The sequence below is a fragment of the Candidatus Midichloria mitochondrii IricVA genome (assembly GCF_000219355.1).
Taxonomy (GTDB): domain Bacteria; phylum Pseudomonadota; class Alphaproteobacteria; order Rickettsiales; family Midichloriaceae; genus Midichloria; species Midichloria mitochondrii.
On record NC_015722.1, the window covers coordinates 1,077,621 to 1,096,802 of the forward strand.

Genomic DNA, 19,182 nt, shown 5'->3' on the forward strand with positions numbered 1-19,182 from the left:
TAATTCACTACTAAGGAACCCTCATTGCTTTAAAAGCGCCACTACGTAACTAAATAATTATGCCTTCAGCTTAAGAATCAAATCTGCAAGTACTTGGACGGAATTCTGACATTTAACTTTCTTCATCGCTGCTTGTAATTTAGAAAATTCTTCTGTATTGGTGATAAGTTCTGAAATTATTTTTGCCAATAAGTCAGGAGTTAGTTCCTTCTCTTCTATTAAGACAGAAGCCTGTTGATCAGACAAAAATTTGGCATTAAAAAGTTGGTGATTGTTTTGAGCCGCTGCAAAAGGAATTAATATAGATGGCTTTCTTGAAGCAATAATTTCCGTAACTGTGGCAGCACCAGCCCTTGCAATTACTAAATCGCATTTATAAAGTAAATTTTCTATGTCCTCAAAAAAGCTTTTCATCTCAACTTTACTTTTAGTGGAGTGATATTCATCTATAGTTTTTTGCAATAAATCTTGTTGAGCTTGTTGATAGACATATAAATTCTCCTGGATCTTAGGATCCAACAATTTAATTGCTTGAGGTATAGTATGACTGAAAATCGCCGCTCCCTGACTACCACCTATTACTAGTATTTTAAAAATGTTTTTATCTAATTTTTTATAAGGCCTATCTGACAGTGCAAAAATCTGCTGCCTCACTGGGTTGCCTGTATAAACTATCTTATAATTAGCAATACCATCTACATTGAGAGTGTTTTTGAAGGATAACGCGATTACATTAACAAACTTTGCCAAGAATTTATTTGCCTTACCCATAACAGCGTTTTGTTCATGGATTATGGTTGGAATTTGATGAAAAAATGCAGCCATTATTGCAGGCACTGAAGGATATCCACCAAATCCAATCACTATAGAGGGTTTTTTAAAGAAAAACTTAAAAAATAATTTTAAAAAACTGAAAATCAAGCCCGTGAGAGCATGAGCTTTATCATTTATTGAACCAGTGAACCCTTTTACTGGCAGTACCTCTTTTTCTGCTTTCAAAAGAGCTCCTTTTAGAAATTTCGTACCACGCTGGTCAGTGACTAAGAATAATTTGTGGTTATTAATTAACAACTCCGCTACGGCTTGGGCAGGAAAAATATGACCACCCGTACCTCCGGCTGCAAGGGCAATAGACTGAAATTTATTGTTTTTTTTCATTTTGCTTGGTTATGCGTTGTATAAATTCACTAAAATCATCAACCGCATTAAAGTACTGATATACAGAGGCATACCTAACATATGCAACCTGGTCAATTTTGGCTAATTCATTCATGATTAGTTGCCCTATAAAAGTTGAAGAGATCTCTGTTTCACCAGATTTTTCAATTTTTTTCAAGATATGAGAAACAATTTTTTCAAGCAGTTCATTACTAACCGGTCTTTTCCTAGTAGCAATTCTAAGAGATTGCAATACCTTCTGCGCATCGAAAGGTTTTTTAGCTCCTGATCGTTTGACTACTTTTATTTCAGGAATTTCCCTTCTCTCTATAGTTACAAATCTTGCCCCACAATTCTGACAACACCGCCTTCTTTTTATAGAGTCAGCATCTTCAGAAGGCCTAGAATCCTTAACTTGAGTATCAATAAAGTTGCAAAAGGGACACTTCATATTTTAATTTTTTATGACAAACATCACTTGTTTTCTTAATATATAACATTTTCATTTAACAAAAAACCATTATAATAAGCTAGCGCTCTTTTTTAAATAGTTGATGAATAATATTAAACTGATTTTTCATAGTAATGAAAGGATAAGAATAGATAAGTTCTTATCTATTCAACTGGCTGATATTTCAAGAGTTAAAATTCAACAATTGATAAAGATGGGTCTAATCTCAGTCAATGGATTAAAAATATATACCTGCGATTATTCTTTAAGAGCCGGAGATCAGATCGAGTTTATTCAAAATATAGAACCAAAGGATAATACTAAGATTAAGAGCAAGGGGTTACCATTTACTATTATTTTTGAGGACGAAGATTTATTAGTTATAGATAAAAATCCAGGGTTGGTAGTCCATCCCGGAGCCGGAAACCAGGCTGGAACTTTAGTAGATATTTTGCTTTTTGAGTATAAGCTCTCCAATGTTAAGGGCTTTTATCCAGGAGTTGTTCATAGGCTTGATAAAGATACCAGCGGTTTAATGATTATTGCAAAGAGCAACGAAGCACACTTCAAGTTGGCTGCACAAATCGCCAATAAACAAGTTAAAAGATCTTATACTGCATTAGTCTTTGGAGCATTAAATCCGCTTTCTGGCAAGATAGAAACAAATATTGGTCGCAGTACTTCTGATAAAACAAAAATGATGGTGACGAAAAGTGGAGGAAAGCTTGCTATTACTCACTACAACACTTTAAATATCTTTGCAGATAATGCTTTAAGCCTAGTGCATATCGAATTAGAAACCGGCAGGACGCACCAAATAAGGGCGCACATGAGTTATAAGAAGAATCACATAGTGGGCGATAAGCAATATATCGCAGGGCATAATCATGCCCTGAAAGGTATAAATTCAAAAATAAAGGAACTAATTAAAAATTTTCCAAGGCAGTCTTTACATTCTAAGTCTTTAAAATTTTTGCATCCGATTACAAATAGTGAAATGTATTTTGAATGTGCATTGCCGCCTGATATGGCAGAATTAATATACTTAGCTTCAGAAAAAGAGCTAATGTAAAAGAAGAGCTATCTAATACTTTAGTTTGCAAGTTTGTCACTTTAGATAGGACAACACCTCTCCATTGTCATCGGCATCTGATGGGAAAATGCTTTAAATTAGTATTGACGCGGATTAAAATGGGCAGTACACTTGCCATTTTGTAGGTACCGCTAAAAGGCGGGTGCATTGCTCTTTAGTTGACCTCTTGAAATTATTTTTCAAATAAACACCTTCATTGCGAGGTTGGATTGTGACTAATATGTTTGCACCAGCAGTAGATTATGTAGTGGGTGGCAGTCCTAATACGCTTACTGAAGCAGATTTCAATCGAGACGGAAAGCTAGACGTGGTAAGCCCCAGCTGCAATACAAGTTCAGTTTCTATACTACTAGGAAAAGGGGATGGGACATTTCAGGCAGCCACTCTTTATGGCATTGGTAAAGGGAATCCTTGGCAGGTAGCAGTGGGTGATTTTAGTATAGGGATGGTAAGACAGATATGGTGAGCGGTAGTGTTAACAGGGTTGCTATATTACTTGGTGATGGCGATGTAACCCCTTTTTTTAAGCCGGCAGTTCATTATGATGCAGGTGGAGCTTCTGAAGGAATAAGTAGTAGGTGATCCTAATAATGACGGAACACAAGATACAGCAGGAACTGATTCTACCACAGGTTCTGTTCTCGTACTTATGGGGATGGTGCCTTTAAATCTGCTGTTTCTTATAATGTTAATGTTGGTGCAGCAGGAATAGCAGTAGGCGATTTTTAATAATTACGGAAAACAAGACATAGCCGATGTCAACCGTAATACAAATACAGTTTCCATATTAACAGGAAATGGTAATGGCACTTTTAAGCCTGCTGTTTTTTATAACATTGGAACTTACCCATGGTTTTTAGCAGTGGCAGGTCTTGATAGAGATGGCAAAATGGACATAGTTAATACTAATTCAGATGGAAATTCAGTAGCCTTACTTTTAGGAAGAGGCGATAGAACATTTCACTCGGCGGTTACTATACAGTATTGGAGATAACAGCCCTTGGGGGGGAGTTTATAGTAGACGACTTTAATCGTGATGGTAAGTGATATAGCTACTACTAATCGTCTTTTAGACAATGTTGCTATACTACTTGGAAACGGTAATGGAACTTTTTAAGCCGGCTGTTCCTTATAATGTTGGTAACTATCCTACAGGAATAGTGGTAGGAGATTTTAACCAGGATGGCAAACTAGACATGGCTAATATTAATATGGGTACGCTATACAACAGTATTAGTGCTAATAGGAAATGGGGATGGAACTTTTTAATTAGCAACATCTTATAGTGTTGGCAAACACCCTATAGCGGCCGCAACCTCAGACTTTAATGGGGAGATGATACTCCTGATATAGCTACAATTAATGCTGGCTCTGGCACAGTCTCTGTATTGCTTAACCTTCCTATAAGCTCAACAACTGCCACTACTACTTCACCTACTACAATCACTAAACCTACCACCACGACCACAGCCACCACAACTGCCCCTACTACAGTACCGCCAACTATGAGTACTACAACAACCAGCACTTTATCTTCTGCGACTGCTTCTACAATTCCAACAAGTGCAAGCATTACAACAAGCAGTACCGCACCCTCCACAACACTCGCAGACACAACAGTTGGAGCAGATTTAGGAGAAGGCGCAGTGTCCTCTTCAAATATAGCAATGGTCGGAGGCATTGTTGGAGGTATCGTATCTGCAATAGTGATGTAGGTAAGTATAATTTATAAACGTTTACAACATGCACCGGGGGAGGGCGCAAAGGGCTCCCCCCGGTGATCTTAATGATCCAAATCTACCAGGAGCTCATAGACAGCCTGGCTGGGATTCAGCTCAGTATGATGTTCACACTTATGAAGAAGTGGACAAAACGTTAGGTAACCTCGATGCCACATTGAATAAGCTTCATTATAAAGAAGCTTATGTTTCAGTGGTTGATGATGATAACTATATTACTCCTATAATGGACTTAATTACGAAGTGGAGGGTAGCGAATTCGCTTCCTATGCAAGAGCAGACTATAATACCAGCGAGTCATAAGCAGTTAGTTCCGCTCCTTCACTCATTAATAATACCTCCTGCGACGCACTGCAGTTCTGCTACTTCCTGTTCTTGAATAGAAGTTGAGTCGACTTCCTTACCAAAAGTGATATGTCATTGGAGATAAGCATAATGCGGCCGTAGCCAAGGAAGCAACCTTGCGAATGGCTCTGCTAATGCATTATAAAGCACTATACCGCCTGCAGCAGCTGTTGTGATACATAAAAGGCAAGCCATGTGTAGAGTTTTCAAATTATTTAGTAGCTATAGGTATACCAAATTTTTATCTAGCGAAATAAAAATTCGTTGAAATTATTTTTTAGTACTTGCGAATAATTCTCAATTGCAGTAGAATGAACTCAAGAATAATTTTCAAGAAGTAGTTTATGTTAATACCTATGTCCTTACTTGAAAGTGGAGCTTCTGCGGTTGTGGAGAGTTTGTCTTTTAGTAGAGATATGCTGCAACGCTTGCTTGAGCTGGGCATAAAGCCAGGGGTGAGGTTTAACGTAGTATTGAAAAATAGTGACTTTATCATTAAGCTGGATGAAAACAGAATTGCTATAGATAAAGTGTTGTGTAATAACATTATAGTTTCCCTCGCCTAAAGGCAAAATATGAAAAAAATTTGTATAGTGGGTAACCCTAATTCAGGTAAGTCGACCCTTTTTAATCTGTTGACCAGCTCACAAACTCGGGTAGGGAACTGGTCTGGAGTTACGGTGGAAGCTCATTCCAAATCGGTAGTTATTGATAATAAGGGTTTTGAATTTTTTGATTTACCTGGAGCTTATAGCTTAAGGGAGGGCACTACTTTAGATGAGAAAGAAACTACTAATTTCTTACTTCATACCAAATATGATGCAATTTTAAATCTAATAGATATTACATCACTAGAAAGGAGCTTAAATCTAACTCTACAATTACTTGAACTGGGAAGACCGGTTGTGCTGATCCTAAATAAGCTGGATTTAGTTCAAAGCAGGCAAGCGTTGGTGTTAAAATCTAGATTAGCTTCTTTATTAAACTGTCCAGTTTTAGTAATCTCTGCAAAAAAGAAAGGTAGCTTAGGCAAGCTTGGGCAATTTCTTAGTGCCCTTGATCTCTCACAACCTTGGAATAATCGTAAATTCCTAGACTTTTATCCAGCTGACTTGATTAAGATATTTGAACAGGAAGAAACTACTTTTTACGAATTTTTAAAAAAAATTAAATCTGCCGAAGAGGAACTCAGTGTTTGGCTAACGAAGCAACAACTAATTGATAAACACGGTCCAGATCTAGACTTATTCTTAATAGAGCTTAGATATGAAGCAGTAAAAAAAGTACTGAGCGCCTTGCATACACAAATTGTCAGAAAGCCAAATAAATCAGATTTTATAGATAAGTTTTTACTAAATAAATTTATAGGACTGCCATTTTTTTTACTAATGATGTACCTTATGTTCTATTTCAGTATAGAAGTAGGAGGCACACTACGAGAACCTTTTGAAGATATCGCAGAAAAGATGTTCGTATACACGCCTCTTGCCCTTTTAGGCAAGTTAGGAATGGAAAATCAATTATTTACAACGTTAATTTATGGCATAGGTAATGGTATTAAAACGGTTGCAGAATTTATACCATTAATTGCTTGTCTATACTTTTTTATTTCAGCTCTTGAAGAATCAGGGTATCTTGCACGGGCTACTTTTGTAATGAACAGATTTCTAAAAAAATTAGGGTTAGAAGGAAAATCATTAATACCACTTATTATAGGATTCGGTTGTAATGTTCCTGCAATTATGTCCTCAAGAATTATAAAGAATAAAGCAAATAGACTGGCCGTGATACTAGCTACCCCTTTTATGTCCTGCAGCGCGCGCTTAACAGTATTTTTAATCTTGGGCTCAATCTTTTTTAAAGATCATGTGAATGATATTATATTCTTATTGTATCTCATAGGAATGGTTTTTGGTATAATATCAATCCTGGTTGTACGTAAGTTCAATTTCAATCAAAAAGCTAACAACTTTCTAATAGAAGTACCAGACTACCAACTACCTAAAATTAGTACTGTTTTACATAAGACCTGGCATAAAACTAAAGATTTTGTACTAGGTGCGGGTCAAACTATCATTATGGTTTGCTTCGTAGTTCAATTGATGAATTCTTTTTCACTTCAAGGTTTTATAAAGGATAACAAACAGGATTCAATATTGGTTATTATTGGTAAATCTATTACTCCGATTTTAAAGCCAATGGGGATTACCGAAGAAAATTGGCCAGCTTCAGTTGGTATAGTGACAGGACTATTAGCCAAAGAAGTAATTATAGGTACACTTAATTCTCTCTATATGACAAATAGTGATATACCAAAACAAGGTATAATAGATTTTGCAACCGATAACGAGGTTTTAAAAGATCAGGCAATTAATCAGATACACAATCTATTTCATACTAACTTAAGTGCATTCTGTTATATGGTTTTTATTTTGCTTTATTTCCCATGCTTTTCTGTTTTTGCAAGTATTCAAAAAGAATTAAGTCTACTATGGGCGGTTATCAGCACCTTATGGTCTACTATTATTGCATATACATGCGCAGTTTTCCTATATCAATTGGGAACATATGCTGTGTATGATAAGATTTCTATCTTACCGATGATTGTTAGTATCTCGCTATCAATATTAATATTTTTCACCTTGGTTATTAATATCAATAGAGAAACAAAAGATGCTGTATGACGCTATATTTAGCTTAATAAAAGATAATGGGTTAATGACCATACAACAACTAGAGAGGGAATTGTTTTTGGACCAGCACACCATAATGGCTGTGATCACAAAATTAATCCAGAACAATAAAATTAAAAATATTGATGATGAAAATAATTGCTGTAAGCTTAAGGAGAAAAATTGCACCGGCTGCCCTTCTTTTGTTAAGAAGGAGTATTATACTGTTTATTAAGCCAATTATAGTGCCATAGGTTTTATGCTACTTTAAGTTTATATTCCTCTACTGGATGATTTTGTCTTGTTATGTTCAGCTAAAATTGCAGCAGTCATTTTTCCTTTGTTGGAATTCGGGCTGTCTTTAACCGCCTCTTTGCTATCGATTGTTTCGAGGCTGGGCTTCGGCTGTTCTTGCTTTAGAGCTTGGCTTTGACCATCCTTCTCTTGAGCAGTTGGTTGATTCAATTCACCTAAGCTGTTTTGCTTCATTGGTTTGGTATAGATTTCATCTAATGGGTTTGGCCCCGAGCCGAATAAGCTTTTCACAAGTGCTATACTAAGTTTCATAGAATTAGGATGAGCAGCTATTGTGGTTATCATTTGAGCAGCAAACTTTATATAATCTGTTAGAGAACTCTTCTTTTGAAACATCTCAACTTTAGAGGTAGGCTTTTCAGCCTGTTTTTCTGAGGCTGTAGCTCCGCTTTTTACTCCTAAGCTGTTAAATTCCTGCGCAGCTTTTCGAATATCTTCCACTATAGTTTCTTTCTGAGCATCGAGCCAAGTAGCACCTTGAAAGTTAGAGCTTTTTGATATATGTGTCAACAGGCCAGCCTTTTCCGCCTCTTCCATCAACACATTATTACATACAACAAAGGATAAATTTCTTGTAAAAGTTTCGGCTACGCTTTCTGGACCGTCTTTATTCGCTTTAACAAAATCTTGGAATCTAGCAAAGTGGGCTAGCACTCTTGGTGGTATCTCACTAACTGTAGCATCAAAATTCCCATTATCCATTGAAACAGTAGCTTTAAAGCCGTTAATTTTTGCTTCATGAACAATTAAATCTTTATTAAATGTCTCAGCTCCGGCAGTCCTAAAAATATTAGGCTCTCCTTTTAGTGTATCTTTTTTAGAATCAAAAGGTCCGCCCTTCCTTGTATAATGGGTAAACATTTGATCTACAAATTGATGAAAGCCGTCCACAGAAGTATGTTTGCTCACCTCATTGAGAAAATCACTACGCTCTTTCTTCCCCTGCGGACTACCAGATTTAAACACATTATAGATATTCTCCATCTCTTGGTGACTTAAGCTCTCGCCCTTTGATATCTTAGTGATAATAATTTTTCTGTCTTTCATGATCCACTTTAGATTGTTGTTATCTATTACAGATTGAATCAATTAATAGAATTATACAAGTATTTTTATTATTTTGATTTTCCTTGCGCTTTACTTGGATTGGAAACTTCAGGAGTATCAGGAGTGCTTAAGTTACCAATTTCAGAAGCTGGAACGTCCTTTACTCCGGTCGATATAAATTGGCTCTCACTCTCTATAGCATTTTTAACCGCCCCAAATCCTTCACTTATACTGTCATAATCCATCATTTTTTTCTCAGGAAAAATTCTTTCAGCAATATTTAGCACCCTTTCTATAGTAGCTTCCTGGCGCGCCTCTCTTCCTTCTTCCTGCAGGATTTGGTGCTGCTGCTCTTGCAATTTCCCCTACAGCAGACCTAGTCTGCTTTTGTAACTTCTCATCTAGCTTCTTTTCTGAACTCTCAATTTCTTTATCGGCCTCACCTAGAACCTCCCCTATGGTTAAGTCGCTATTTAACGCGTTCTCTATGGCTTGATCTGAAAAATGACGACCGACAAACTTCACTATACCAAATTCCAATTCATTTCTTGGTCCTTCAATTATGATTTCTTTAAAAGACTTAGCTAGATCTACATCTTCTTCATAAGATTTTTTTGCCGCCATATTTAATCAGTTAAAATATTTATTCAGCTAAGTTTAGCATCGATCAGGTTAGTTAAACAATACCAAATTTTGTTACTTCCTGATTAAAGAATATCAAGATAATATCTAACAAAAGATTTAACTTTATAATAACAAATGGCTTCTATTGCACTTAGTGGTATAGGTGGCGGTATTGGATCAACGTTGATAGTCGGAATGATCGGTGGACCAATAGGTCACCCCATTAGGGGGGAGGTGGACAGGTTTTAGATCAAACTATATTTGGCTCTCCAAAGGTTGAAACAGAAGGTAGTAAACTCGAAAGGGTTTATTTCCAATTCTGCGGCTTATGGAAAGTTTATACCAATTATCTATGGGCAAGCAAAGCTATCTGGCAACATTATTTGGGCCAGTAAATTGAAAGAAACGCGCCAAGAACAACATCATACCAGCGGGTGGTAAGCCATCTAGAGTAAGGCACACCCACACCTCATATATAGTTATAGTATTTCCTTAGCAATTGCTATACGTGAAGGACCGATATTATCAATAGAGCAAATTTGGGCTAATGACGTTTCACTTAATGCTCTAGCCTATAATATACGGATATATACGGGATCTGAAGAGCAATTGCCCGATCCTTTGATTGGAGAAAGAATACAGTGGGAATTGGCTTAATCCCTGCTTATAGAGGATTGGCTTGTATAGTGATAGAAAATCTTAATTTGAAAGGATTCGGTAATAGATTACCAAATTTTACTTTTGAGGTTAAAAAAAGAACTTCGATTAGCAACCTCCGAGTTCTCGAAGACAATGCAGAGTCGGTTGTGATGATTCCAGGGAAGTGGTGAATTTGTTTATGACACCTGTTAGTACAAAAAAAGATTACAGGTACTAAGAATCGCGATACCTGGGTGCCAACTGGGGGGGGCTCTATTAAAGGTAAACCAGCATAATCCCTCTGATATAGCAAACAGCATATTATCCCTTAACCAATTATCGCAAATTTTACCTGATATTAAGTGGGCCGCTCCTGTTGTCGGTTGGTTTGCTAATAGCCTTGAGATAGCAGAATGTGCAATACTGCCAGGAGTTGAATTCAAAGGTAATGGTACAACTACTCCTGATTAGTGGAAGGGTTGGCCGTTATAAATTAGAACTAACGCTTACTTAATATCACAAACTGATGGGAAGGCTAACTATGGTGGGTCCCCTAGTGATATTAGTATAATTAGATATTTACAGGAGCTAAAAAGACGGAAGTTAAATATTATGCTGCTCCCGATGTTTTTTATTGATGCTAAAGGTAAGCCTTGGCGAGGCAGATTAACTGGGACTCCTACGGCAGTAGTTGGACTTTTCAATAAAAGAAATGGGTGGATATAATGAATTCATCCTTCATTATGCCAAATTATCCAAAGGATTAGTTGATTGTTTTATTATCGGTTCTGAGCTGGTTGGTTTAACTTCTATAAAAAATGTATATAAGCAATTTCCGGAGCTAGTTAAGTTAGCAGAACAAGTTAGAACAAATTCCTAGGACCTCAGGTAAAAATTTCTTATGCCGCAGATTGGTCAGAATACCACCATACAATTGGTAGATGGTATGATATGGACGAGCTATAGTCCTCCAAAGATGTAGATTTTGTAGGTATGGATGCTTATTTATAATCCACTTACTTCGCATATTATAAATAATAATATCTCCATTAAAGAAATAAAAGAGGGGTGAGATACAAGAATTACTTGATTACAATATAAGTGGTATGATGATTACCAGCTCGCAGTCTATAAAAAAAATTATTGCACAATTGCAGAGTTGTTTTATGACTTTTTTACCATTGAAGATGCTGACAAAATCTCATTTAAATTAAAAAATGCTCTAGAGATTAAGCAGGTAGATGCGACCAATCTACTGCCTGTTAACTCCGAAGCAGGCTTGGAATTACTAAATATTCAAAGGGCCCAAAATTGGAATATCTTATCTAAAGTAAATATTAATTATATAGATAAATTCAACCATATCGTATAAAAAACAAATACATACCTTGCTGCGCTACAGATGGAAATAAATCGATGGTGCTGGACCTACCTATCATAGCTTCTGAAAATGATGTTATGACTTTAGGGAACAAACTGCTTTTTTTTCAACACAAAGCAACAGAAATCTTTACAGTTTAATGCTGCCTCTCACCTATATTGATATTAACCCAGGCGATTTAGAGTGTGGCTAAATTTAGATAATATAGAGCATACAATTAGGGTTACTGATGTTGATATAGGAAGCAACAATTGTCTCAGATTACGTGGCTTCTCTGAAGAGTTTGAAGTGTTAAGTTTGGCGCAGTATAAAAAACGATGATACACCTCATGAACAAATTGCCCCTAGTTTGCCCTCTAAAGCAAAGGTCGAGCCACTGGATATTCCATCAGTCAGTTGCGATAGAGAGCTTTACACAGCAAAATTACTTTTAGCTTGTTACGGGAGGAGAAGACGAAAACTGTGTAGGATGCTCTCTCTATTATACTGATCCGTTTTAATAGCAACTTAATTGAAATCACAAGTGTTGATAAAGCAGCAACCATTTGTACCTCCTTAAATATAATTAGAAGTTACTGACCCTTATCTTATTGATAAAAAAAGTAGCATAGAAGTCCATTTAATTAACGGCCAGTTGACTGGTATAAAGAATGAGAAATTTCTTAATAAAGGCAATCTTGCTTTAATAGGAGAAGAGATAGTGCAATTTAGGGACGCTAAGTTAATAGGTCTAAATAAATATATTTTAACAGAATTTCAACGCAGTTTATTCGGCACAGAACATAAGATTCATGTTCATAAGATCAATGAGAGGTTTATTTTATTGAATGATAAAGTAACAACAGTTAATATGCCGGATAATTTAATCAACCGCACTATAAAATTTAAGGGAGAAGAATTCGCAGAAAAAACAAGCAGATCTCTTAAGTTTGCAGCTAATGACCTTAAGCCTCTACCCCATACATTTAGAATTTAATGAGGATAAACTTTCCTGGATGCGAAGAAGTAGAGGATACTCGTCATGGGCAGATTTTGCTGACACTACTTTGAATGAAGAAAAAGAAATTATATCTAGTAACAGTAGAAAGTAATGCTAAAGAGAAACAAGAATCTATAACTGTAGAAAAGAACTCATGTTTTATAGGTGACCGAGCCCATCATATTATTAAGATAGGACAAATCTCAAGCAAAATTGGTTGCGGAGAAATTTACATTATTAACCCCAGTTTGAGGTAAGTTTTAAAGAAATTATCTGATATGGTTTTAAAGAAGCTGTATAACCATTAGGTTCTTCTCAATTTCACGATAAATAAGAAAAGTGGTTCCCCTAGTAGAAATATTTTGTTTGATTGATGGTTTTTGCAAGCAACAACTCATGTACCAAAGATCCTTAAGAAACTCGCAGAGACAAAGGGAATGAGAGTCTGGGATGATGCTTTCCGAAGTTATAACGATCCTCGTTTTGTTTTATTTGGGCATTACCGGATTCAAAGATTTTTACCTAAACTGTGTTCAAACCTCTCTCAGAGAGGAATTGCCGAAGCTTATCAGCTACAATCGCTTTGTTGAGCTGATGCGAGACGCGGTCATCCCGTTGGTCATTCTGCTGAATTGCTGCAAAGGGAAACAAACAGGTACGTTGACTCAACAAAAAGCTGGAAGGTTTGTCATAACTCACGTACTAGCAGTAATAAGATCCTTAAAGGCATCGCTCAGCGTGGGAAAACGTCGACCCGGATGGTTCTTTGGCCTCAATGATCAAGGAGAAATTATGTCATTCACACTGACTTCGGGTAATACAGATGATCGAGCCGCTGTCGGGAAACTGACTCAATATTTGATAGGCCTTCTATTCGGAGATCAGTGGTATATAAGCAAAAACACTGAGCAATCAAGGTATTGAGCTCATCACACGGCTTAAGAAAAACAAAACCCGCTTGCGGCTTTTAAACAACTGCTTCTTGCAGGGCGTGGATTGATTGAAACAGCCATCGGAGAATTGAAAGAGATTTGCCAAATCCAGCGCCACGGCATCACTCGCCAAACAATTTCTTGGCAGACCTCTTTCTCAGGGCTCTTGGCTTACGTCTTCAACCCAATATATCTCATGGAAAAATAGGCTCATGGGCCTACTCCTTAACGTCAAACTGAGGTTATAGTAGATTCAGTTGGGCTCAAGAAATGATGGAGCGAGGTGAGTGATGAATGTGGAGGCCGCACAAAAATCAATTCACTGTATAAAATATTTGGAGAGTGAGTCCAGTAATTGACGACATGAGAGCGTGGGTGGCTCGTTGGCGTTTTTGTAAAATGTGCAAAGCGCCAACGAGCCACCCACGCTCGATTGGAGGGGAATTGCACATCTTGCTTATAAAAAAACACTGACTTTTTATTTACCAATCATATAAAGAAGCATACTTTAGGGAGTTTATTATGAGCGATATTTTTTTGCGCCAGCGGTGAACTATGCAGTTGGAGGGGAGGCTGTATCCTTAAGTGTAGTTGATGTTAATGGTGACGGTAATCCAGATGCCATTGACATCAAACATTGATAATAATTCGGTTTTTGTATTACACTAGGCAACAGCGATAGGGCTTTTAAAAGCCTGCTGTTTCTTTGTGGAGTTGGGGTTCTAGAGGTCGTGAGCCAGGGAGGGGCAGGGGGCCCCCTTTTATCGTATTGCTGTCAAAGATATTAGTGGTGATGCGAAGCCAGATATAATAAACGACAAATTGGAGTGTGAACACGATTTCTGTATTACTCGGTTATGGAGATGGGACTTTTGCAACCAACCAAGACCACGCAGTTGGGGGGGTATCCTGGTAGTGTTTTTATAGCAGATGTCAACAACTGATGGTAGAGCAGATATTGTTGCAACAGTTAGATATGATTACAAGGTTTATGCGCTGCTTAGCATATATACTCACCAACCACTACCGCTACTACATCTCTATGCACACCGTTATCTAGAGTTTCAAATCCATATTTTTAATGCTTTAACCTTAATCGGAACTATTAGAGCGATTATATATGGTAAGGTAAATGCGGAGTTGAGTATGAGAATGGCGAATTAAAGACTGCAATTGCAGGTATAACATTAAATAGTAATGTGGCACTTCGTATATGTGGAAGTGGAATGATTGGTTGTGCCGATGAAACTTGTGGTAACGAGGTACTTAAGACTTCAGATTCTGAGCTTTGTATTTATGAGGATCTAGGGATCATGACAAATGTTCCGAATGTATTAGATTATTTCAGCTGTTAAAAAAGAAGTATACTTCTTTAACTTGAAGGATTGGAACTAAAGCGAGTTTGCAACGAAAAAGCAGCCCGCCCTCTGCCCCTTAGCAAGCTTTGCTTGCAAGGCGGGCCATGTTAAAAAGGCAAATTAGCCTTGCAACAGTAAATCTGATATGTCCCGATTAGGATTTTCCGATTCCTAATTCATACGCAGTATATAAGGTCTATGAATAAAAATAGGGCAAATTTAAATTATTTTTACAGGATTATCCCACGTTTCCTTCCAAACTTAATATATCAAGTTTAAATGGTACTAATGGCTTTATACTACTTATTTCATAGACTGAATAAAAGCCTTAAAGAGCTGTTTATCAGCGTTGGTCTCTAAATATTCTGGGTGCCACTGCACCCCTAAACAGAATTTATAATCAGGAATTTCTATTGCCTCAATTATTTTATCAGGAGCTTCTGCAGATAATGTTACTCCTTTGCCTAGAGCTTTCACTGCTTGATGGTGACTTGTATTAACATCAATTGTGTCCTTTTGTAGGATATTATACAAAAGGGTATCTTTTGTGATTTTGACTGAGTGAGTTGTGATATGCTTTGGCATTCCTTGTTGGTGAAAACTAGATCCCATTTCTTCAGCGATATCTTGAATTAATGAGCCGCCTTTAATTATATTTAGCAACTGCATTCCCCCACAGATTCCTAAAAACTGGTTTGTTTGAATTCAGAAATTGTCCTAGAATTTCAATTTCAAAATTTGTTCTGGTGCTATTTATACGAACTGTTCCGCTAGTTATACCTTGCCCATAGTAATACGGATCTATATCGAAATCCCCACCAGTTATAATTAGACCATCAATTATTTTAACATAATCAGTAATATTATTAGGGTCACAAGATAATAGAAGTGGGACCCCTCCAAAACTGGATATAGCACCGGCATAGTTTTTTCTTAGAGCATACCAAGGATACTTTGAATAGCTTTCATTTTCTGGAAAGTCTACAGTAATACCGATGATAGGCTTATTAATCATTTGTTTCATTTTCACAAAAACTCTCTTAAGTTTTTCATAAACTCACTAATTAAAACAGGGGCTTTAGTCCCTATAACAGATTCAAGAGAAGTATCTACATTAATTATTTTTGCTTTGGAAGATCTTATGATCAATGCTAAATTATGTTTTGATATATTCCCCGATATAATCCATGGTTTGGATGTTTGAAGTTTCTTCAGCATCTGCCAATCAAAAAATTTTTTGTGTGTATAGTAGCGTTCTAGATAATCAGGGGCAGGTTCAAATAAAAACATATCTGTAACATCTTCATAATAACTGATTTCGCTTAAATCTTTTTTAGAGTATAGGAGAAAGGTTTTAATAGCCTTGCTATTAAATTTATCTTTAAATACCGATATATACTCAGGGGTCTCAGTGCCATTAAATTGAACAAAGTCCGGTTGAAAATAAAACATTACTTCGTCTAAATCCTTGTCAGAGATATTTGAAACTACAGCTATTTTTTTTATGTGGTTTGGGATGTGAAAGCAGATGTCTCGAGCGAACAAAGGAGTAACATAATTCACAGAATTAATGTTAAAAACACAGCCTATGTAATTAACACCAGCATCAACTGCAGCATCAACAGCTGGAGAACTATTTAACCCACATATTTTTACTCTTACATCTAACACTTAAATATTTAAGTTTTTTTATTGTACAAAGTATATAGAAATACAAGTTCAGAGTATACGCACAAATGTAATTTGTATAATAAAAATTAGAAAATTATTTGCAACTTTTTACATAATGAATATCATGTGTGGTGTGTTAGTGCTCGTCTCTAATACAACAAAAATTTTTAGTTTAGAGTCTAGAGATGCATGTAACCATAGAGAAGAAAATATTAGTTAAATCGTTAGGGAAGATACATTCTATAGTTGAAAGGAGAAATTCCATTCCAATACTTGCGAATGTGAAATTACAAGCGGTGAAAGGTGGCGTATTCTTTTCGGTTACTGATATGGATTTATATGCAGTAGATGAAGTTCTAGCGACTGTTACAGAGAGTGGGGACGTTACCTTACCTATCCATACTTTATTTGAGATCATTAAAAAACTTCCAGAAACTGCTTTAATAGATATTACTTTTAATAAGCAAAACTCTGGTGAGGGAGCAGTAGTTAAAGCTGGAAAAATGGAGTGTTCTCTGCCTGTGTTGCCTGCTGAAGAGTTTCCAAGTTTTGCAGAAACTGAGTATAATAACAAGTTTACCTTAGAAGCCAAAAAACTAAAAAATCTACTTACCACTACTAAGTATGCAATATCAACCGAGGAAACTAGGTATTACTTGAATGGCGTATTTGTATATTCTTTTACAAGAGAAGAGGGTAAGAGCTTTTTAAAAGCAGTTGCAACTGATAGTCATAGGCTTGCAGCCTCAGAGATAGAGTTAGAGGCCACTAATAGTAATGTCTCTGGGATAATTATACCAAGAAAAACTGTTAATGAATTAATCAAGCTTTTAGAGGATACGGACTCAGCAGTTGAATTAAGTATATCGACTAACCGAATTATGGTGATAATTGATAGCCTCAAGCTATCTTCTAAGCTAATTGATGGTAAGTTTCCGGATTATAACAAGGCTATTCCGACACAAAATAATAAACGGTTTGAAGTAGGTGCTAAGACTTTATTTGAGGCAATAGATTTAGTTACCACTATTTCTTTTGATAAAACAAAAGCCGTGAAATTTAGCATTTCACCAACAAGAATTGTTCTATCAGTGCATAACAGTGTAAATGGAGCTTCTAAGGCGCTACAGGAAGTTGAAGCGAGTTATAACTCAGATCCTATAGAAATTGCTTTTAACGGCAAGTATGTATTGGACGTTCTTTCGGTTATTAGTGGAGCAGTGGTAAATTTTTCGGTTTCCAGCAGTAATGCCGCAGTACTTATAAAGGACGGCTCGGATTCCTCATCTATACATATTATCATGCCAATGCAAGTCTAGTAGTTGTGATAAGAAATATTCATCTAATTTGTTTCCGCAATCATTTGAATTTTAAAGCTGAACTTGATTCAGGGTTAGTGATTATCGCTGGAGAAAATGGAGCAGGAAAAACCAATATATTAGAGGCTATTTCTTTGTTCGCTCCTGGAAGATCCTTTAGAAATTGTAAATTTGATGAAATAATTAACAACCAAGAAGCGAGTTGTAACGGATGGGGAGCGCATATTGCTTTTCAAGATATAAAGTTTTCTACTGGTTATTCTCCTAATTCTTTGAGAAGAATAAAGAAGGATGGAGAACACTTAAAGTCTCAAACAGATATTCTGAAAGATATTAAAGTACTCTGGCTGTTACCCCAAATGGAAAATATATTTCTAGGGCCTGCAAGTTCCAGAAGAAAGTTTTTTGATAGGATATGTTATAATCTCTTTCCTGAACATGCTAAAAACATTGTGCGGTATGAATATTACCTTAAATCGCGATTAAAGTTATTACAAAATGAGTACGTGGGTGTGGACTGGATTGAGTCTGTTGAAGAAAATTTAGCGAAATTCACTATTCTTATTCAAGAGAGTAGGGAGCGCACATTAGATATACTAAAGGAACAGGTAAAAAATATATCTTCTAAGTTCTTGAAGCCAGATATTGAGCTGATAAATTTAATTAAACCATTAGACAATGAGTTTATCTTGAGGTCATTCAACCAATTTAGAACATTAGATGAAAAAAGTGGTAGATCAAATTTTGGTGTACATAAAACGGATTTATCGGTAGTAAGCCGTAACAAAGGGCAAAAAGCAGGACTTTGTTCAACAGGCGAACAAAAAGCTTTACTTACCTCCTTTTTTTTAGCCCAAGCTTCTGCAATCAAAACTATTAATGGCATGGCTCCTCTCATGCTAATGGATGAGATCTTAGCCTATTTTGATCCAGTTAAACAGGTAGATGTAATTAATGAGCTTAGAAATCTTTCTGCTCAAATATGGATTACAACCACAAAAAGTAAGAACGATTTTTTTAAATTCCTTGATAATATTCGCTGTTCGTGGTTAGATTTATAAAAACATGACTACTAATCATTATGTCAGTGTGAAGGATTTGGTGTAGCTTTAAAGGAACAAACTAGATTTAAAGATTGGCGTTTTTTTATTGTGATGCTTGCGCTTGCTGTGCTGCCGGCCTGTTTGGGTGTGCGTAAGCATGCTGATAAGGAGTGTCAAGTGATTCATCATTCCTTCAACTTCTTTGGAGAAATTTGGGTGTATGAAGATGAGGGTAAAAGTGTGTTTATCTTTTGAAAAGCCTAGTATAAGGGTGCCTGAACAAGCTTGCTTATATATAAGAGAGATTGAGGTACCGGTTTTAAGTGTCATCAGATGCTAATGGGTGCTCTTTGCCTGCACTCCTCTCCTGAGAAAATCTTTAATGCTAGGTCTAGGGGAGGTGCTATGGTTAAATA

The 19,182-nt window shown here is 36.4% G+C and carries 29 protein-coding genes; 20 read left to right on the top strand and 9 right to left on the bottom strand.

The genetic code is table 11. The annotated features are described in order from the left end of the window. Positions 1–57 precede the first annotated feature (57 nt). On the bottom strand, positions 58–1,158 hold the full coding sequence (gene murG / locus MIDI_RS05555) for an undecaprenyldiphospho-muramoylpentapeptide beta-N-acetylglucosaminyltransferase (protein WP_013951609.1): 1,101 nt from the start codon (positions 1,156–1,158) through the stop codon (positions 58–60). Further along, entirely contained in the window at positions 1,142–1,609 is a 468-nt protein-coding gene (gene nrdR / locus MIDI_RS05560; protein ID WP_013951610.1) for a transcriptional regulator NrdR, read from the bottom strand. Before nrdR ends, murG begins: the two co-directional genes overlap by 17 nt. A 103-nt stretch (positions 1,610–1,712) precedes the next feature. Between nrdR and MIDI_RS05565 the strand changes: the two genes are divergently transcribed. The 5 genes from MIDI_RS05565 to MIDI_RS05575 all read left to right on the top strand — a co-directional run bounded on the left by MIDI_RS05565 (position 1,713) and on the right by MIDI_RS05575 (position 3,988). Further along, the gene (locus tag MIDI_RS05565; protein WP_013951611.1) at positions 1,713–2,681 is read left to right on the top strand and encodes an RluA family pseudouridine synthase; all 969 of its coding nucleotides are present in this window, start codon (positions 1,713–1,715) and stop codon (positions 2,679–2,681) included. A 241-nt stretch (positions 2,682–2,922) separates the two neighbouring features. Then, positions 2,923–3,168: an FG-GAP repeat domain-containing protein gene (locus MIDI_RS05570; protein WP_013951612.1), complete on the top strand. Its 246-nt coding sequence runs from the start codon at positions 2,923–2,925 to the stop codon at positions 3,166–3,168. After that, positions 3,162–3,284 carry a hypothetical protein gene (locus MIDI_RS09925; RefSeq protein ID WP_013951613.1) on the top strand — a complete coding sequence of 41 codons (123 nt, stop codon included), beginning with the start codon at positions 3,162–3,164 and terminating at the stop codon, positions 3,282–3,284. Before MIDI_RS05570 ends, MIDI_RS09925 begins: the two co-directional genes overlap by 7 nt. A gap of 139 nt (positions 3,285–3,423) precedes the next feature. Beyond that, positions 3,424–3,696, top strand: coding sequence for an FG-GAP repeat domain-containing protein (locus tag MIDI_RS09930; RefSeq protein WP_148234177.1), 273 nt, complete (start codon positions 3,424–3,426; stop codon positions 3,694–3,696). A gap of 109 nt (positions 3,697–3,805) precedes the next feature. Further along, the gene (locus MIDI_RS05575) at positions 3,806–3,988 is read left to right on the top strand and encodes a transposase (protein ID WP_013951614.1); all 183 of its coding nucleotides are present in this window, start codon (positions 3,806–3,808) and stop codon (positions 3,986–3,988) included. A 38-nt stretch (positions 3,989–4,026) separates the two neighbouring features. Here the strand turns inward: MIDI_RS05575 and MIDI_RS05580 are convergent, their stop codons facing one another. Next, a complete protein-coding gene (locus MIDI_RS05580) occupies positions 4,027–4,383 on the bottom strand; it encodes a hypothetical protein (protein WP_013951615.1) in 357 nt (118 codons plus the stop codon). A gap of 62 nt (positions 4,384–4,445) precedes the next feature. On the opposite strand from MIDI_RS05580, the gene MIDI_RS05585 reads away from it, so the two are divergent. The 4 genes from MIDI_RS05585 to MIDI_RS05600 all read left to right on the top strand — a co-directional run bounded on the left by MIDI_RS05585 (position 4,446) and on the right by MIDI_RS05600 (position 7,693). Continuing rightward, positions 4,446–4,820, top strand: coding sequence for a hypothetical protein (locus MIDI_RS05585; protein WP_013951616.1), 375 nt, complete (start codon positions 4,446–4,448; stop codon positions 4,818–4,820). 322 nt (positions 4,821–5,142) lie between these two features. Beyond that, entirely contained in the window at positions 5,143–5,352 is a 210-nt protein-coding gene (locus MIDI_RS05590; protein WP_013951618.1) for a FeoA family protein, read from the top strand. A gap of 9 nt (positions 5,353–5,361) precedes the next feature. Then, positions 5,362–7,470 (top strand): ferrous iron transport protein B, encoded by a 2,109-nt coding sequence (feoB, locus tag MIDI_RS05595; RefSeq protein ID WP_013951619.1) that lies wholly within the window; start codon positions 5,362–5,364, stop codon positions 7,468–7,470. After that, a complete protein-coding gene (locus MIDI_RS05600) occupies positions 7,460–7,693 on the top strand; it encodes a MarR family transcriptional regulator (protein WP_013951620.1) in 234 nt (77 codons plus the stop codon). The genes feoB and MIDI_RS05600 overlap by 11 nt, the downstream gene beginning before the upstream one ends. 38 nt (positions 7,694–7,731) lie before the next feature. Here the strand turns inward: MIDI_RS05600 and MIDI_RS05605 are convergent, their stop codons facing one another. The 3 genes from MIDI_RS05605 to MIDI_RS05615 all read right to left on the bottom strand — a co-directional run bounded on the left by MIDI_RS05605 (position 7,732) and on the right by MIDI_RS05615 (position 9,444). Beyond that, positions 7,732–8,820, bottom strand: coding sequence for a hypothetical protein (locus MIDI_RS05605; protein ID WP_013951621.1), 1,089 nt, complete (start codon positions 8,818–8,820; stop codon positions 7,732–7,734). A 68-nt stretch (positions 8,821–8,888) separates the two neighbouring features. Then, positions 8,889–9,107, bottom strand: a complete 219-nt coding sequence (locus MIDI_RS05610; RefSeq protein ID WP_041185552.1) for a hypothetical protein — start codon at positions 9,105–9,107, stop codon at positions 8,889–8,891. After that, complete coding sequence (locus MIDI_RS05615) at positions 9,091–9,444, bottom strand: hypothetical protein (protein WP_013951623.1); 354 nt, start codon at positions 9,442–9,444, stop codon at positions 9,091–9,093. The genes MIDI_RS05610 and MIDI_RS05615 overlap by 17 nt, the downstream gene beginning before the upstream one ends. A 686-nt stretch (positions 9,445–10,130) precedes the next feature. On the opposite strand from MIDI_RS05615, the gene MIDI_RS08750 reads away from it, so the two are divergent. From MIDI_RS08750 to MIDI_RS05645, 9 genes are all read left to right on the top strand, one after another. After that, complete coding sequence (locus MIDI_RS08750; RefSeq protein ID WP_160162299.1) at positions 10,131–10,274, top strand: hypothetical protein; 144 nt, start codon at positions 10,131–10,133, stop codon at positions 10,272–10,274. Positions 10,275–10,774: 500 nt separating this feature from the next. Beyond that, positions 10,775–10,963, top strand: a complete 189-nt coding sequence (locus tag MIDI_RS06510) for a baseplate megatron protein TIM-barrel domain-containing protein (protein ID WP_052567739.1) — start codon at positions 10,775–10,777, stop codon at positions 10,961–10,963. A gap of 279 nt (positions 10,964–11,242) precedes the next feature. Further along, positions 11,243–11,455, top strand: a complete 213-nt coding sequence (locus MIDI_RS05625; protein ID WP_041185553.1) for a hypothetical protein — start codon at positions 11,243–11,245, stop codon at positions 11,453–11,455. A gap of 598 nt (positions 11,456–12,053) precedes the next feature. After that, positions 12,054–12,440 carry a GTA baseplate fiber-binding domain-containing protein gene (locus tag MIDI_RS05630; RefSeq protein ID WP_458692676.1) on the top strand — a complete coding sequence of 129 codons (387 nt, stop codon included), beginning with the start codon at positions 12,054–12,056 and terminating at the stop codon, positions 12,438–12,440. Positions 12,441–12,514: 74 nt separating this feature from the next. Continuing rightward, positions 12,515–12,700 carry a hypothetical protein gene (locus MIDI_RS05635; protein ID WP_013951625.1) on the top strand — a complete coding sequence of 62 codons (186 nt, stop codon included), beginning with the start codon at positions 12,515–12,517 and terminating at the stop codon, positions 12,698–12,700. Between the two features lie 123 nt (positions 12,701–12,823). Then, positions 12,824–13,033: a hypothetical protein gene (locus tag MIDI_RS08200; protein WP_148234178.1), complete on the top strand. Its 210-nt coding sequence runs from the start codon at positions 12,824–12,826 to the stop codon at positions 13,031–13,033. Next, positions 12,999–13,367, top strand: coding sequence for a transposase (locus MIDI_RS10635; RefSeq protein ID WP_192805756.1), 369 nt, complete (start codon positions 12,999–13,001; stop codon positions 13,365–13,367). Before MIDI_RS08200 ends, MIDI_RS10635 begins: the two co-directional genes overlap by 35 nt. Before the next feature lie 72 nt (positions 13,368–13,439). Continuing rightward, positions 13,440–13,583 carry a hypothetical protein gene (locus tag MIDI_RS08755; RefSeq protein ID WP_160162211.1) on the top strand — a complete coding sequence of 48 codons (144 nt, stop codon included), beginning with the start codon at positions 13,440–13,442 and terminating at the stop codon, positions 13,581–13,583. A 722-nt stretch (positions 13,584–14,305) separates the two neighbouring features. Beyond that, a complete protein-coding gene (locus MIDI_RS05645) occupies positions 14,306–14,539 on the top strand; it encodes a hypothetical protein (protein ID WP_013951627.1) in 234 nt (77 codons plus the stop codon). Positions 14,540–15,036: 497 nt separating this feature from the next. Here the strand turns inward: MIDI_RS05645 and MIDI_RS09120 are convergent, their stop codons facing one another. Genes MIDI_RS09120 through MIDI_RS05655 form a run of 3 tightly spaced genes read right to left on the bottom strand, consistent with a single transcriptional unit; the run spans position 15,037 to position 16,404 of the window. Beyond that, the gene (locus MIDI_RS09120; protein ID WP_013951629.1) at positions 15,037–15,402 is read right to left on the bottom strand and encodes a gamma-glutamyl-gamma-aminobutyrate hydrolase family protein; all 366 of its coding nucleotides are present in this window, start codon (positions 15,400–15,402) and stop codon (positions 15,037–15,039) included. Then, on the bottom strand, positions 15,380–15,757 hold the full coding sequence (locus MIDI_RS09125; protein ID WP_013951630.1) for a gamma-glutamyl-gamma-aminobutyrate hydrolase family protein: 378 nt from the start codon (positions 15,755–15,757) through the stop codon (positions 15,380–15,382). Before MIDI_RS09125 ends, MIDI_RS09120 begins: the two co-directional genes overlap by 23 nt. Positions 15,758–15,759: 2 nt before the next feature. Next, positions 15,760–16,404, bottom strand: a complete 645-nt coding sequence (locus MIDI_RS05655) for a phosphoribosylanthranilate isomerase (RefSeq protein ID WP_041185556.1) — start codon at positions 16,402–16,404, stop codon at positions 15,760–15,762. Between the two features lie 185 nt (positions 16,405–16,589). Between MIDI_RS05655 and dnaN the strand changes: the two genes are divergently transcribed. Both dnaN and recF read left to right on the top strand, forming a co-directional pair. Beyond that, a complete protein-coding gene (gene dnaN, locus MIDI_RS05660; RefSeq protein ID WP_013951632.1) occupies positions 16,590–17,723 on the top strand; it encodes a DNA polymerase III subunit beta in 1,134 nt (377 codons plus the stop codon). Between the two features lie 5 nt (positions 17,724–17,728). Beyond that, entirely contained in the window at positions 17,729–18,784 is a 1,056-nt protein-coding gene (gene recF, locus MIDI_RS05665) for a DNA replication/repair protein RecF (protein WP_237697359.1), read from the top strand. The last annotated feature ends 398 nt before the right edge of the window (positions 18,785–19,182 follow it).

Excerpts from the sequence above, each read along its gene's own strand:
- MIDI_RS05580 (WP_013951615.1), bottom strand. The coding sequence starts at position 4,383 with ATGCCTCCGACCATTGCTATATTTGAAGAGGACACTGCGCCTTCTCCT.
- MIDI_RS09120 (WP_013951629.1), bottom strand. The coding sequence starts at position 15,402 with ATGCAGTTGCTAAATATAATTAAAGGCGGCTCATTAATTCAAGATATC.
- feoB (WP_013951619.1), top strand. The coding sequence starts at position 5,362 with ATGAAAAAAATTTGTATAGTGGGTAACCCTAATTCAGGTAAGTCGACC.
- MIDI_RS05600 (WP_013951620.1), top strand. The coding sequence starts at position 7,460 with ATGCTGTATGACGCTATATTTAGCTTAATAAAAGATAATGGGTTAATG.
- murG (WP_013951609.1), bottom strand. The coding sequence starts at position 1,158 with ATGAAAAAAAACAATAAATTTCAGTCTATTGCCCTTGCAGCCGGAGGT.
- MIDI_RS05570 (WP_013951612.1), top strand. The coding sequence starts at position 2,923 with ATGTTTGCACCAGCAGTAGATTATGTAGTGGGTGGCAGTCCTAATACG.
- MIDI_RS05585 (WP_013951616.1), top strand. The coding sequence starts at position 4,446 with ATGCACCGGGGGAGGGCGCAAAGGGCTCCCCCCGGTGATCTTAATGAT.
- MIDI_RS05565 (WP_013951611.1), top strand. The coding sequence starts at position 1,713 with ATGAATAATATTAAACTGATTTTTCATAGTAATGAAAGGATAAGAATA.
- MIDI_RS05575 (WP_013951614.1), top strand. The coding sequence starts at position 3,806 with ATGGAACTTTTTAAGCCGGCTGTTCCTTATAATGTTGGTAACTATCCT.
- MIDI_RS05615 (WP_013951623.1), bottom strand. The coding sequence starts at position 9,444 with ATGGCGGCAAAAAAATCTTATGAAGAAGATGTAGATCTAGCTAAGTCT.
- nrdR (WP_013951610.1), bottom strand. The coding sequence starts at position 1,609 with ATGAAGTGTCCCTTTTGCAACTTTATTGATACTCAAGTTAAGGATTCT.
- MIDI_RS05645 (WP_013951627.1), top strand. The coding sequence starts at position 14,306 with ATGTCAACAACTGATGGTAGAGCAGATATTGTTGCAACAGTTAGATAT.
- MIDI_RS05635 (WP_013951625.1), top strand. The coding sequence starts at position 12,515 with ATGAAGAAAAAGAAATTATATCTAGTAACAGTAGAAAGTAATGCTAAA.
- MIDI_RS05605 (WP_013951621.1), bottom strand. The coding sequence starts at position 8,820 with ATGAAAGACAGAAAAATTATTATCACTAAGATATCAAAGGGCGAGAGC.
- MIDI_RS05590 (WP_013951618.1), top strand. The coding sequence starts at position 5,143 with ATGTCCTTACTTGAAAGTGGAGCTTCTGCGGTTGTGGAGAGTTTGTCT.
- dnaN (WP_013951632.1), top strand. The coding sequence starts at position 16,590 with ATGCATGTAACCATAGAGAAGAAAATATTAGTTAAATCGTTAGGGAAG.
- MIDI_RS09925 (WP_013951613.1), top strand. The coding sequence starts at position 3,162 with ATGGTGAGCGGTAGTGTTAACAGGGTTGCTATATTACTTGGTGATGGC.
- MIDI_RS09125 (WP_013951630.1), bottom strand. The coding sequence starts at position 15,757 with ATGAAACAAATGATTAATAAGCCTATCATCGGTATTACTGTAGACTTT.